Raw genomic sequence first — 14,029 nt, 5'->3', positions numbered from 1 at the left:
GTCGCCGGACGTGGAGACGAACGAGGGACGACGACAGTCGCAGGCTGTCGTCGTCACGGGCCCGCCGGGGTCGGGCAAGAGCACCCTGGCCGCCTTGCTGGCCGGACGCCTCGGGGCCGCCCTGCTCGACCTCGACACCGCGACGGCCGACCTGACCGCCGTCGTCGCCACGCTGCTGGGAGTCAACGATCTCGACGACCCGGTCCTGGCGGGTGCGACCCGGGCTGCCCGCTACGCGGCGATCACCGCGGTGGCCGAGGAGAACCTGCGGCTGGGCCTGAGCGTCGTCCTGGTCGCGCCGTTCACCTCCGAGCGGCGCGACCCGACGGCCTGGGCGGCCTTGGCGGCGCGTCTGGAGGCTGCGGGCGGGAGGCCCACTCTCGTCTGGCTCGAGATCAGCGCCGCCGCCGTGGAGGACCGGATCCGGCGGCGTGGTGCCGGGCGAGACGCTCCGAGGCTCGCCCGCGAGGACGGGCTGACCGGCGTCGACCTTGCCGCGCCACGGGTCCCGCACGTCCGTGCCGACGCCATGCAGCAGCCGGAGGCGCTCGTCGACGCCGTTCTCGCGCGTCTGCTGGGCGGGCCGGTGCGCCAGGATGTGCCATCGGTGTCATAGATTCTCCGCAGACCCGACGTCGGACGGAGATCCCCATGGCCACGATGCGAGACGTCGCCGCGCACGCCGGCGTCAGCCCCAAGACCGTCTCCCGTGTCCTGCGGAACGAGGGATACGTCCGGGACGAGGTGCGCGCACGGGTCCAGGCGTCCGTGCGAGAGCTGCACTACGTCCCCAACGTCCTGGCCGTCAGCTTCCGGGCAGGGCGCGAGTCGGCCATCGGGGTCGCGGTGCCGGACATCTCGGACCCGTTCTTCGCGCAGATCATCCACGCGGTCGAGGCCGTGGCCGTGGCTCGGCACACCGGCGTCATCGTCACCAGTCTGGGCAACGACGCCGGCCACGAGCAGGAGGCCGTGGAGAACCTCTTGAAGCGACAGATCGCGGGTCTCATCGCGTGCCCTGTCGGGCCGGACCAGTCCTACCTGCGCCCCTGGCAGGAGCGGACGGCCATGGTCTTCGTCGACCGCGCGCCGGGGAAGCTCGTCGCGGACTCGGTCATCGAGGACGACGCCGGGGGCGGTCGCGAGGCGACCGCTCACCTGCTCGCGAACGGCCACCGGCGCATCGCCTTCGTCGGTGATGCCTACCGCTTCCCGACGACCGCGCTGCGGTTGCAGGGCTACCGGGAGGCGCTCGCGACGGCCGAGGTCGACGCCGACGAGCAGCTCGTGTACCTCGGTGAGACCGACGGCGAGGCCTTCGAGGCGGCGCTGCGCCGCTGGCAGCAGCTCGCGAGCCCGCCCACGGCGATCTTCTCGTCGAACGCGCGGTGCAGCCTCGACGCGGTCCCCGCACTCCAGCGGATCGGTTGGTCCGGCGTCGAGCTGGTGAGCTTCGGCGACTTCCCGATGGCCGGATCGCTCACGCCGCCGGTCACCGTCATCGACCAGGATCCCGGAGAGGTCGGCCGGTTCGCGGCCGAGCGGCTCTTCCTGAGGATCGACCAGCCTGACCGGCGACTGCGGCGGAAGACCGTGCTCCCGGTCCGGCTCGTCGACCGGGGCGCGGCCGCGAGGCTCACGACGGCCTGATCCACGCAGGCCCCGACGCTCGCGACGGCCGCATCCACCTGGTCACCCGTTCGGGACGCCCCGGTCACCCGTTCGGGAGGCACGACCTGCGCTCCACGAGCTGGACCGGGAGCACCGTGTGGCGGCGAAATCGCCGCTGGGGATGTGCGAGCCGGTCGAGGATCCGCTGGGCCGCGAGAGTGCCGAGCGCCGCCGGGTCCTGGTCGATCACGGTCAGCGACGGCTCGAGCACGTCGGCCATCGGAAAGTCGCCGAAGCCGGCCAAGGCCAGCCCTCGGTGCGCGTGCAGGACCGGCACCAGGCTCATGGTCACTCGAGCGTTGGACGTGAAGATCGCGGTGGGCGGCGCCTCGAGATGCTGCAGGGCGGCGAAGGCGGCGGCGGCGGACGGGCGGTCCATCGCGCCGAGCACGACGAGCGACTCGTCGTACGCGATCGCCGAGTCGAGGAGCGCAGCCCGATATCCCTGGAGACGACCACGGCTGGTCGGGATGGCGGTGCTGTCGCCGAGGAAGCCGATCCTGACGTGACCGTGCCCGACCAGGTGCTCGGTGGCGACGCGTGCGCCCGCATGGTCGTCCTCCGTGAAGGAATCGGCGACGATCCCTGACGGTCGACGGTCCACGAACACGACCTGCGTGTGCTGAGCCCAGGCCTCGAGATAGGACTGGTCACCCGCGATCGGCGCGATGACCAGCCCGCTCAGCGACTGCCGGAGGAGGGACTGGACGATCGCCGGCTCACGCGAGGGATCCTCGCCCAGGCTGGTCATCACGACGGACATGGCGTGCCGGGCGGCCAGCGCCTCGACCGCCTTGGCGAGCGCCCCGAAGAACGGGTCGGCGATGTCGGGCACAGCGACGCCGATCACCGGCGCCCTACCCGTGCGGAACGTCGTGGAGAGCGTGCTCGGAACGTAGTTCAGCTCACGCAGGGCGGCCTCGACGCGTGCCTTCGTCCCCGGGCTCACGTGTGGGTCGTGGTTGAAGACGCGCGACACCGTCTTCGCGCTGACTCCGGCACGACGCGCGACATCACGCATCGTCGTCATGCGCCGCGGCCCCCTTCCGTCAGCCGGACAGCCCGCTCACCGGGCTGTGTAGCCACCGTCGATTGGCAGCGACACGCCCGAGATCATGGAGGCGGCGTCGCTGAGCAGGAAGGTGATCGGACCCGCGATCTCGTCCTCGGTCGCCCATCGCCCGAGCGGCATGGCGTCGAGGAACGGACCCTCGATGTCTGGGCGGCCCCAGTACCAGGCAGACATCGGCGTCATCACCACGGTGGGGTTCACGCTGTTGACGCGGATGTCGTACCGGCCCAGCTCCAGCGCAGAGACCCTGGTGATGTTGTCCACCGCGGCCTTGGACGAGCCGTACGAGATGTGGCCGGTCAGGGCGACGAGGCTCGCTTGGCTCGAGACGTTGACGATGGCGCCCCCCTGGCCCAGGCGGATCATGGAGCGGGAGGCGTACTTGGTGACCAGCAGGGTGCCACGCGCGTTGACCGCCATCACGTGGTCGAACACCGCGATGTCGGTGTCCATCGGGGTGGCGATCTCACCTCCGAAGCCGCCGCAGTTCACGACGCCCCACAGGTCGGTGCCGTCCAGGGCGTCCCGGACCGAGTCCTCGCTGGTCAGGTCGAAGGGGAGCGTTCGGACGCCCGTCTCCGCGGCGAGCTCGTCGAGCGCGTCCTGCGTCCTCCCGCTCGCGATGACGTCGGCGCCGGCCTTCACCAGGTGGCGGACCGTGGTGCCGCCGATGCCACCGCCGGCCCCGGTGACGAGGATCGTGCGGCCGTTGAGATCGAACATGGGAACTCTTCCTCGGGTCGGGGGATGTGAGGCCGTCTCGCGGCCCGAGGGCACGCGCGCCAACCTCGACGACGCGGTCAATGTAGCCCAAGATCGGTCGCTGTGTCACCGGTGACAGACACATTTCTGTCACCGGTGACAGGGAACGCTTGACACCGGTGTCATGCGGGCATAGGTTCCTCGGCAACTCGACCCCGACGTTCGAGCGAACGGCCGTCGGACCACGTCAGCGAAACGAGTTCTCCATGGTGACCAACGTCGACACCACGAAGCCCGAGGCCGTCGCACGGGACGCGGTGCGCGAGATGTCGGTGGACGACCTCGTCGACCGCGCCCGTGCCCTGGCCGGGTCGAACCGACGCACCCTCCTGGCCATCACCGGAGCACCGGGAGCCGGCAAGTCGACGGTCGCCGCAGCACTTCTGCGAGCGCTCGGTGACCAAGCCGTCCTGGTCGGCATGGATGGCTTCCACCTCGCCGACGACGAGCTCGAGCGTCTGGGGCGCCGGGAGCGCAAGGGCGCGCCGGACACCTTCGACGTCGGCGGTTACGTCGCCCTGCTCCGACGGCTGCGTCACCAGGTCGAACCGGTCGTGTATGCGCCACGTTTCGATCGCGGTCTCGAGGCCGCCATCGCGGGCGCCGTCGCCGTCCACGAGGACACGCCGCTGGTTCTCACGGAGGGCAACTACCTCCTGCTGGATGACCTCGGATGGGACGCCGTCCGACCATGCCTCGACGAGGCCTGGTACCTCGACGTGCCGCCGGACGTGCGGAGCGAGAGGTTGGTGTCGCGACGCCGATCGTTCGGTGACGCACCCGAGGACGCACGAGCCTGGGTCGCGAACGTGGACACCGCCAACGGCCTCATCGTCGAGGCCACTCGCACCAGGGCGGATCTGGTCGCCCGCCTCACACCTGCTCGTACCCGCTCACCGAAGGAGCTCTGACGATGCCGTCTACCACCCCCATTCTCGAAGCTCGCGGTCTCACACGCAGCTTCGGCGCCGTCCGTGCCCTCGACGGGGCGGACTTCGACGTGCACGCCGGAGAGGTCGTCGCACTCATCGGCGACAACGGCGCCGGCAAGTCGACGATGGTCAAGGCGCTGTCGGGCAACCTTGCGCTCGACTCCGGCTCCATCCTGTTCAACGGGGAGGAGGTGGACCTGAGCTCGCCCAGCGTGGCGAGCCACATGGGCATCGAGACCGTCTTCCAGGACCTGGCGCTCGCTCCACACCTGACGCCGCCGCAGAACATGTACCTCGGTCGCGAGCTCCCTGCCCCGGGCTTCCTCGGAAAGCTCGGCTTCCTGGACAACAAGACCATGCGGGCTAGGTCGAAGGTCGCGTTCGACGAGCTCGGTGCCACGGTCCGCAGCTACTCCAGCCCGGTCGGCAGCATGTCCGGTGGCCAGCGCCAGGCGATCGCCATCGCCCGTGCTGTCGCCTGGGCCAAGGGCGTGGTCTTCCTCGACGAGCCCACCGCGGCGCTCGGCGTCGTCCAGACCAAGGCTGTGCTGGAGACGATCCGCAAGGTTCGCGACAAGGGCGTCGGCGTCGTCTTCATCAGCCACTCGATGCCCCACGTCATCGAGGTCTCCGACCGGGTCCAGGTCCTGCGGCTCGGGCGCCGCGTGGCCACCTTCCAAGCCCGGGACACCACGGTCGAAGAGCTCGTCGGCGCCATGACCGGCGCCCTGGACGCAGGAGCCAAGTGATGAACAGTGACATGTCAGCCAAGAACGCCACGGCCGACGCGGTCGGAGTGGCAGCCGACGCCGCACCCAGTGGCGAGCTCCGCAGCGAGGCGGCGGTCAGCCCGGACGCCTCACTGATGACGGCGGTCGAGTCGGGGGGTGGGCTCGCCGGGCTCGCGCGACGCATCGTCAAGGTGCAGTCGTTCCAGATCCTCCTGGTGCTGGTGGCCATCTCCGTGGTCTTCAGCCTGCTCGCGCCGGACACGTTCCCCACCTGGGGGAACCTGCGACTGGTCATCCAGAACGTGTCGATCCTCGCGGTCCTCGGCATCGGCATGACCTACGTGATCATCACCAGCGGCATCGACCTCTCCATCGGATCGGTCCTGGTGTTCTCCGGCGTGATCGCCGCCAAGGTCATGCAGTCCATGGGCGGGGACGGCTGGGGGACGGCGATCGTCGGGATCCTGGTATCGATCGTCTGCGGGATCCTGTGGGGCCTGCTCAACGGAGCGCTGATCGCCAAGGCCAAGGTCCCGCCGCTCATCGTCACCCTGGGCACGCTCAGCGGGGCGCTCGGGCTGGCGCAGGTGATCACGGGTGGCGTCGACATCCGTGAGGTGCCCGCCGTGCTCTCGACCAACATCGGCTACGGCAACATCCCGGGCACCACCATCCCGACGATCTCGGTGATCGCGCTGGTGTTCCTGGTGATCTTCGGCGTCGTGCTGCACAAGACCCGGTACGGCTTGTACACGTACGCCGTCGGTTCCAACGAGGAGTCGGCTCGACGGGTCGGCGTCAAGGTCGACCGGCACCTCATCACGATCTACGCGCTGTCCGGCTTCATGGCCGGCGTTGCCGGGATCCTGTCGCTCGCCCAGTACTCGACGACGGCCATCGCCGGCCAGTCCAACACCAGCCTCGCGGTGATCGCCGCGGTCGTGATCGGTGGGACGAGCCTCTTCGGCGGTATCGGCACGATCTTCGGCACGGTCGTCGGCCTCTTCATCCCCGCCATCCTCCAGAACGGTTTCGTGATCACCGGCGTGCAGCCCTTCTGGCAGCAGGTCGCCATCGGAGCCGTCCTCATCGTTGCGGTCTACATCGACCAGCGCCGCCGGGCCGCCGCATCCCGCGCCAACAAGACGGGCAAGCGTTCCCTCGCCCACCTGTTCCGACGGTCGGCGTAGCCGCACCGGTCGCAGCACCACCTCCACCACCCCTGCTCGACGGCGCCGACGACGCGCTCGACCCGACACCCCGAAGGAACAGACCATGAAGACCATCACCAAGCTCCTCCCGCTGGTCGCAGCGAGCGCCCTCGCACTCACCGCGTGCAGCAGCGGCTCCGACGACTCCGGCTCCGGGTCCGGGTCGAGCGCGAGCGGCGGCAACCAGAAGCTGGCGTTCGTCCAGGGCGTCGCCGGCGACGAGTTCTACGTCACCATGCAGTGCGGCATCGAGGCCGAGGCGAAGAAGGTCGGCGCGACCGTCAACACGCAGGGTCCGGCCAAGTTCGATCCGACGCTCCAGAAGCCGATCGTCGACTCGGTCATGGCCAGCAAGCCCGACGCGATCCTCATCGCCCCCACCGACGTCTCCGCCATGCAGGCACCGCTGAAGGCCGCCGCCGACCAGGGCATCAAGGTCGTGCTGGTCGACACCACGGTCGACGACCCGTCCTTCGCGGCCTCGCAGATCTCGTCGGACAACGAGGGCGGGGGAGCGGCCGCGTTCAAGGCCATCCAGGACCTCAACCCGGACGGCGGGAAGATCCTCATCATGTCGACCGACCCCGGCATCTCGACCGTCGACGCGCGCGTCAAGGGCTTCGAGACGGCCGCCGCGAAGGACGAGAAGTTCGACTACCTGGGCGTCCAGTACAGCCACAACGACACCGCGACCGCCGCCCGGCTCATCACGGCGGCTCTGGCCAAGAACCCCGACATCGTCGGGGTGTTCGCGACCAACACCTTCTCCGCGGCCGGCACGGCGACCGGCGTCCGCCAGGCCGACAAGCAGGACCAGGTCAAGGTCGTCGGCTTCGACGCCGGCCCGGACCAGGTCGGTCAGCTCAAGGACGGGACCGTCCAGGCGCTCATCGCCCAGGATCCGTACGAGATCGGTGTCGACGGCGTGGACCAGGCGATGGCCTCCCTGGACGGTAGCGAGGTCACCCCGACGATCCAGACCGGGTTCCACATCATCACCAAGGACAACGTGGACGGCGACGGAGCCCAGTACCTCTACAAGTCCAGCTGCTGAGCACCCGCACGCGGCTTCCCCTGCGGGGGAGGCCGCGTGGCCACGCCCATACCGAAGGACGCCACACATGACGATCCACCTCGACTCCAGGGCTCTCGGCGGCCTCGATCCGCGCGTGGCCGTCCCCGGCTACGACCGCGACCACGTCACCGCAGGGATCGTGCACCTCGGAGTCGGAGCATTCCACCGCTCCCACCAAGCCATGTACGTCGACCGGCTGCTGCACGAGGGCGAGACCGGCTGGGGCATCTGCGGGGTCGGCGTCCTGCCGGCCGACCGGACCATCGCCGAGGTGCTCGACGAGCAGGACGGCCTGTACACCCTGCTCACCGTCGACCCTTCCGGCGACACCGACGCACGGGTGATCGGCTCCCACGTCGCGCACCTGCATGCGCCCGCCGATACCCGGGCGGTCGTCGACCGCCTCGCGGACCCGGCGACGCACGTCGTCTCGTTGACGATCACCGAGGGCGGGTACGGCATCAACGACGCGACCGGTGCGTTCGAGCCTCGTGACCCGGCAACCCTGGCGGACCTGGCCCCGGGCGCATCGTCGCCGTCGAGCGTCCTCGGCCTGATCGTGGCGGCCCTCGCGGTCCGCCGCGCTGCTGGGACGGCACCGTTCACCGTGATGTCCTGCGACAACATCCAGGGCAACGGGCACGTCGCGAGGACGGCGGTCACCGCCTTCGCCCGCGTCATCGACGCCGAGCTGGCGGACTGGATCGAGGAGCGCGTGGCGTTCCCGAGCTCGATGGTGGACCGGATCACGCCCGCCACGACCGACGAGGTCGTCGCGGCGGTGGCCGCGCTCGGCATCGAGGACCGGTGGCCGGTCCGCTCCGAGTCGTTCACGCAGTGGGTGCTCGAAGACAGCTTCAGTGACGGCCGGCCCCCGTTCGAGAAGGTGGGCGTGCAGGTCGTCGACGACGTGACGCCGTACGAGCTCATGAAGCTTCGCCTGCTCAACGCCTCCCACCAGGCCATGGGCTACCTCGGGATCCTGGCCGGCGAGACGTACGTGCACGACGTGTGCCGCGACCCGCTGTTCGTCGGCTTCCTGCTCGGCTACATGCACCGAGAGGCGATCCGCACCCTGCAGGACGTCCCCGGCATCGACCTGTCGGAATACTGCGAGGAGCTGATCGCTCGGTTCAGCAGCGAGGCCATCCGGGACACCCTCGCCCGCCAGGTGGTCGACGCCTCCGACCGGATCCCCAAGTTCTTGCTCCCGGTCGTGCGTGCGCAGCTGGCGGCCGGTCGCGAGATCTCCCGGTGCGCGCTGGTGCTCGCCGCGTGGTGCCGCTACCTCGAAGGCACGACGGACGCCGGAGCGACGACCGCGCCCCAGGACAAGCGACTCGACGAGCTCCGGCACGTCGTCGAAGCCGAGGCGAGCTCGCCGGGCGCGTTCCTGTCGTACGAACCGGTCTTCGGAGACCTCGGATCGAACGCCGTGCTGCGCGACGCCTTCGTCGCAGCACGCGCGAGCCTCGCCCGCGACGGCGCACGCGCCGCCACAGCCGCTCTGGCCTGAACCGCTAGGAGGAGGAACCGGCATGAACATCGTGGTGGGTTACGTGCACACGCCAGAGGGCGAGGCCGCCCTGGACGCTGCCATCGCGCAGGCACGGTCGTCCGACGCCGTCCTGCACGTCATCAGCGGCCCCGACACCGGCGCGGACAACGCCTTCGACATCTCGCTCGAGCAACATGCGGACGCACTGAGCGCCAGGCTCGACGGCCTCCACGTGCGCAACGTCGTGTATGCGCACGACGCGACAGCCGACCCGGCCGACGAGATCCTCGACCGAGCACGCACCAGCGGCGCGGAGCTGATCGTGATCGGCCTGCGACGGCGCAGCCCCGTCGGCAAGCTGATCCTGGGCAGCACGGCGCAACGGGTGCTGCTCGAGGCCGACGTCCCGGTCCTCGCGGCCAAGCGGCCCCCCGCGACCTGACGCCGGGCTCTTTCGCTCCCGCCCTCTCGCCGCCCGCGTCCGAGGGATCGGAGACCTCGCCCGTAACGCGAAGCGCGGTTGGTCGCGACGCGAGTCTCGGCCCAGCACCCGTGGCGTCTGAACTGCGAGATCGGCAGGGTCGGTGCAACCGCGGGTCACGCACACGTGTCCTGGTAGGGCAGGCCTGAGGCATACGTCTTCCAGGCGGTTGCGTCGAGGCCCTTGCCCGTGATGGTGCAGGCAGTCTGGGCGGCGTGCCGCTGGAGGTCGACGACCCCACTGACGTCCCACAGGGTGGCCTTGTGGTCGACCCCGATGGTGGCGACGGTCCGACCTGTGGGGGAGAACAGGACCTGAAACGCGGGCCGTGTCGACAGGGGTACAGGTGGCCCGAACTGTGTGGGCGCATTGACGTCGGTGACGTCCCACAGGATGAGGCCCGCCGCTAGGTGCGTCGTCGCCAGGATTCGGCCGTCCGGGGAGAACGACAAGGCGCTGACACTCACGTCACTGTTGACGGCACCCCCGTTGCCGTGCACGTCGCTCGGGCCGATCAGGAGCTGGCCGACCCGGGTCGGCTTCTCGGGGCGGGACACGTTCCACAGCGCGATCGTGCCGTCGGCTCGGCCCGTCGCCAGGGTCGAGCTGTCGGGGCTGAAGGCGAGTCCGGTCACGTTGGTGAAGGCTTCTACCGGCAGGGTCGTCGGTCGTTCTGTGGGGTGCTTCGGATCGCTGACGTTCCACAGCGTCGCCGCGCGGTCGTAGATGTTCGCGACGGCCAGCGTGCGACCATCCGGTGAGAACGCCGCGGCAAGGACGATGACGGCGGGCAGGGTGTCGACTCGTCGGACCGGGTGTCGCGGATCGGACACGTCCCACAGGTAGGACGTGTCCTCGTCGCCGGTGATGAGCAACCGGTTGTCCGGCGAGAACATCACCGGGGCGCCGCTGCCCGGCGGCGTCGTGCTGATGCGGACGGGCTGGGTCGGCTCGGAGATGTCCCACAGCGTCATCGAGCCGTCGCTCGCGGGGGTGGCAAGAAGACGGCCGTCCGGTGAGATCGTGGCCCAGCCGCCTGGGACGTCCTGGGCGAGCGTGCGCTGCTTCGTCCCGCCCTCGAGCTCCCTGAGCGACACCAGGTGGCCGTCGCCACCGGCCACCAGTGCGCGACCGTCTGCCGGGAGCACCAGCGCGTCGACGTGCGCGACCGGCTCGCCGGTCTGAGCCGGCCGCCCCACGTCCGTGAGGTTCCACAGGATCACGCTCTCGTCGGAGCTGGCGGTCCCGAGAGATGTGCCGTCCGGCGAGAACGTCGCCGTGCCCACGAACCCCGTGTGGCCGACCAACGGGTCGCCGGTTCGGACGGGAGCGGCCGGGTCGGTGACGTCCCACAACGTGGAGGTTCCGCCGAAGCCGGTTGTCGCGACGGTCTGCCCGTCCGGGGAGAAGGCCATGCCTTCGTTGTTCCCACCCATGGTGCCGAGCCGACGCGGCGAGTCCGGCTGGTCGACGTCCCACAGCACGAAGGCGTTGGCGTCCTCGTCGCTCTTGTCGTGAGTCGCCAGTACGGGACTCGACGGTGAGAACGTGACCGGATTCCTGGCCGCCAGTGGCACGCCGACCTGGTGGGGGTGGGTGGGATCACCGACGTCCCACAGGACAACGCCCTCGTCGTCCCCTGTGGCGATCAGCCGGCCGTCCGACGAGAAGGCGACCGAGGACACCCGCTCGCGTGCGGTCGGCTGCGTGCCGAGTCGTCGCGGGTGGGCCGGGTCCCCGACGTCCCACAAAGCGAGCGAGTCGTCCTCGACGGTGGCGAGCTGACGGCCGTCCCGCGAGTAGGCCACCGCGGAGATCGTCACGTGCTGCCCAGCGTCCAGAGTGCCGAGCCTCGAGGGTCGTGCGGGGTCGGACACGTCCCAGAAGACCACGGCGTTGTTGTCGTCGTCTGAGGTGAGGAGGATCTGCCGGTCGGGCGCGAAGACCACGAACGATCGATCGGCGTTGTCGATGAGGATCGGGGCGCCCATCCGGCGTGGTGCTCCTGCCCCGGGCACGGTCCACAGCGTGATCGCGGCCTGGAACGTGGTGATGTAGGTCGGAGACGCCGATGCGCTCGGTGCCGAAGCGCTCGGTCCCGACGGGCCTGCTTCAGTGCCCAACCCGACGCTCGCGGACTGGTCCACCGCGACGCGTGTGCGCACCGTGTGGCCAGTCGCGAGCAGGTGACCGGCCGGAGCGTAGGAGACCGTCGCCTGTCGGGACAGGCCGGAGATCCGTCCCGCGTAGCGGGTGCCGGTGAGCGTGCCGACGAGGCTCGCACCTGTCTGCGGATCGGGGTGTATCCGTTGCGCGGCGATCCCGAGCTGCAACGCGAGGTTCGGGTCGGTGGCACGTGCCGCCTCAGCCTGGGACACCAGCAGTCGGGCGGTGGCGATGTGCTGCTGCTCCTGCGCCGTCCCACGTTGCGCCTGGGCGCTGCGGGTCTGCAGCCCGGCGATCCCCGAGGCTGCGAGCGCCACCACGACCAGCACACTGAGCCCGAGGGTCAGCAGGCGCAGTCGGCTGTTCTGACGGCGTTCCCCGGCGTGCCGCCGTTCCGCCTCTTCCGCAGCAGCCCGCCGTTCGGCCGAGCTCGCGTCCAGGAACTGCCGATCGAGCGGGCTCAGCTCGCGCTCGTTGTCGCGTGCCTCCCTCCACAGCTCGGCCTCGGTGAGCGCGCGGCCTCGGTAGAGCCCGCCGTCGTCCCGGCCCAGCTGCGCCCAGCGTTCAGCGGCGTCGCTGATCTGCTGGTGGATGACCAGGTCGGCGCTGTCGCGTTCGATCCACTGCCGCAGCCGCGGCCACGCACGCAGCAGAGACTCGTGCGTGATGGTGACCGTCTCGTTGTCGGCCATGGTCAGCCGGTCCCGGGCGAACGCGTCCAGGACCTGCGCGACGGTGGTGGCGTCCGCCCGGCCGGTCAGTTCTGCGGTCCGTGCTCGCCGGCGGGTGTGGTCGGCGTCGGCACTGATGTGGACCATCCGCAGCAGGGTGCGACGCGCGACGTCCTGGGCTGCGGGGGAGAGCGCGCTGTAGGTCGCCTCGGCGCGCCGGCTGACGGATTCCCAGATGCCGCCTCCCGCCTGGTAGCCGGCGAGGGTCATGGTGGTACCGGCGCGCCGCTGCCATGTGGTGAGGAGGGCGTAGGACAGCAGCGGCAGAGCCCCGGCAACGTCGAACTCGGCGTGCCCGGCGCGCAGATCTCGCAGGATCAGGTCGGTCAGCCCGGGCTCCAGCGCGAGCCCGACCTCGCGGGCCGGCTTCTCGATGACGTCCCGGAGCTCGACGTCTGTCATCGGCACCATCAGGTAGGTGCTGTCACGGAGCACGGCCACCAGCTCGGGATAGGTCATGCACCGCCCGAAGAAGTCAGCGCGCAGACCGAGCACGACGCGTACATGGTCACCCGTCGTGCTCAGCTGGTGGAGGAACGCGACTCGCTCGTCTTCGTCGGCGCACGCGGTGAACAGCTCTTCGAGCTGGTCGACGATGAGGATGGTGCGGGTGCGGTCGTCGGCGCCCCGGAGGGTCCGCTCGAGCGTGGCCGTCGGTTGCTCGCCGGGCGTCATCACGCGGCAGCGCCATCCGGCCGAGCCCGGGAGCGCTCCGCGTTCGAGCGCCGGGATGAGGCCGGCGTGCAAGAGCGACGACTTGCCCGACCCAGACGGCCCGACCACCATGAACGGGCCGGTCCCGACGGCGATGAGTCGGAGCACGTCGTCGATCGCGTCCTCGCGCCCGAAGAAGTAGTGCGCGTCCTGTGCGTCGTACCGATCCATGCCTCGGTACGGACACGGCACGTCGGCGGGCGGCTCGGCCGGGGTGGAGGTGACGGGTGTGAACGCCGGGTTGCGTGCCAGCACGAGCTGGCCGGACGTGTCGCTCGCGTGCTGTCGTGGTCGGGGGGCGCCGTGCGCCGGCAGCGTGCGGTCGAGCCACTCGTACGCGTCCAGCAGGGTCAGCGACTCCGGGCGCGTCGGATCTCCCTCGTGCAAGAGCCGAAGGAGCTGCCCCGTGAAGGCGGTGTACTCGTCGCCCGGGGGTGCGAGCGCTGACTCATCGGCGGCGGCCGACGTCAGGACATGCGTGCCCCGGACGGCACTCGCGGCGAAAGCGTCCGCCGCCGCTGCGCCGTACGCGCCATCTGCCCGCCCCGAGAAGCAACAGTCGAGCACGACGACCATCAGGCGAGCGCGGCTTCTGGCGAGTGCCTCGCGCACCGCCGAGTACGGCAGCGCCTTGTACGCGAGCCCTTCGATGAGGTCGTCGGTCGAGTACGTGCCCAGGTACAGCTGACCGTCCATGGGGCCGATCAGTCCGTGACCCACGTAGTAGACGAGGAGCACGCTCTCCGCCTGGTTCGCCGCCTCGGTGATCGCGCTCCCCAGCTGACCCGGGTCGGCCGGGTCGTGCAGCACCCGCACGTGTGCGGCATCGACACCGCACTGCTCCACGAGCGTCTGCCTGAGCGCATCGACAGACCGACCGACGGCGGGCACCGAGGGCAGTGCAGAACCCTCGACGTGCGCACTGCCGCCGATCAGCAGCACGTGCGTGCCTGGCATGTCGAGCGCCGACGACGAGGCCATGTCG

11 protein-coding genes are annotated in these 14,029 nt (G+C 70.2%); 8 read left to right on the top strand and 3 right to left on the bottom strand.

All coding sequences use genetic code 11. From position 1 onward, the window contains the following. Positions 1-10 precede the first annotated feature (10 nt). Together I847_RS21565 and I847_RS0102805 are read left to right on the top strand one after the other, a co-directional pair. Positions 11-616, top strand: coding sequence for an AAA family ATPase (locus I847_RS21565; protein WP_196804453.1), 606 nt, complete (start codon positions 11-13; stop codon positions 614-616). Positions 617-651: 35 nt separating this feature from the next. After that, the gene (locus I847_RS0102805; protein WP_028048472.1) at positions 652-1,650 is read left to right on the top strand and encodes a LacI family DNA-binding transcriptional regulator; all 999 of its coding nucleotides are present in this window, start codon (positions 652-654) and stop codon (positions 1,648-1,650) included. A 64-nt stretch (positions 1,651-1,714) separates the two neighbouring features. Here the strand turns inward: I847_RS0102805 and I847_RS0102800 are convergent, their stop codons facing one another. Next, positions 1,715-2,701, bottom strand: a complete 987-nt coding sequence (locus tag I847_RS0102800) for a LacI family DNA-binding transcriptional regulator (RefSeq protein ID WP_028048471.1) — start codon at positions 2,699-2,701, stop codon at positions 1,715-1,717. 36 nt (positions 2,702-2,737) lie between these two features. Continuing rightward, entirely contained in the window at positions 2,738-3,466 is a 729-nt protein-coding gene (locus I847_RS0102795; RefSeq protein WP_028048470.1) for an SDR family oxidoreductase, read from the bottom strand. A gap of 245 nt (positions 3,467-3,711) precedes the next feature. On the opposite strand from I847_RS0102795, the gene I847_RS21560 reads away from it, so the two are divergent. The 6 genes from I847_RS21560 to I847_RS0102765 all read left to right on the top strand — a co-directional run bounded on the left by I847_RS21560 (position 3,712) and on the right by I847_RS0102765 (position 9,394). Next, complete coding sequence (locus tag I847_RS21560; protein WP_231384047.1) at positions 3,712-4,416, top strand: nucleoside/nucleotide kinase family protein; 705 nt, start codon at positions 3,712-3,714, stop codon at positions 4,414-4,416. A 2-nt stretch (positions 4,417-4,418) separates the two neighbouring features. Continuing rightward, a complete protein-coding gene (locus I847_RS0102785) occupies positions 4,419-5,186 on the top strand; it encodes an ATP-binding cassette domain-containing protein (protein ID WP_034608754.1) in 768 nt (255 codons plus the stop codon). Continuing rightward, the gene (locus I847_RS21555) at positions 5,186-6,358 is read left to right on the top strand and encodes an ABC transporter permease (RefSeq protein WP_231384046.1); all 1,173 of its coding nucleotides are present in this window, start codon (positions 5,186-5,188) and stop codon (positions 6,356-6,358) included. The genes I847_RS0102785 and I847_RS21555 overlap by 1 nt, the downstream gene beginning before the upstream one ends. 85 nt (positions 6,359-6,443) lie before the next feature. Next, on the top strand, positions 6,444-7,433 hold the full coding sequence (locus I847_RS0102775) for an ABC transporter substrate-binding protein (protein WP_028048468.1): 990 nt from the start codon (positions 6,444-6,446) through the stop codon (positions 7,431-7,433). Positions 7,434-7,500: 67 nt separating this feature from the next. Then, positions 7,501-8,970, top strand: coding sequence for a mannitol dehydrogenase family protein (locus I847_RS0102770; protein WP_028048467.1), 1,470 nt, complete (start codon positions 7,501-7,503; stop codon positions 8,968-8,970). A gap of 22 nt (positions 8,971-8,992) precedes the next feature. Then, on the top strand, positions 8,993-9,394 hold the full coding sequence (locus tag I847_RS0102765; protein ID WP_028048466.1) for a universal stress protein: 402 nt from the start codon (positions 8,993-8,995) through the stop codon (positions 9,392-9,394). A gap of 155 nt (positions 9,395-9,549) precedes the next feature. Here I847_RS0102765 and I847_RS0102760 read toward each other — a convergent pair whose 3' ends face one another. Beyond that, positions 9,550-14,025, bottom strand: coding sequence for a WD40 repeat domain-containing protein (locus tag I847_RS0102760; RefSeq protein ID WP_028048465.1), 4,476 nt, complete (start codon positions 14,023-14,025; stop codon positions 9,550-9,552). Positions 14,026-14,029 lie beyond the last annotated feature (4 nt).

The sequence above is a fragment of the Cellulomonas sp. URHD0024 genome (assembly GCF_000426185.1).
In the GTDB taxonomy this organism is placed as follows: domain Bacteria; phylum Actinomycetota; class Actinomycetes; order Actinomycetales; family Cellulomonadaceae; genus Cellulomonas.
This window is presented reverse-complemented; position numbering and strand designations above follow the sequence as displayed.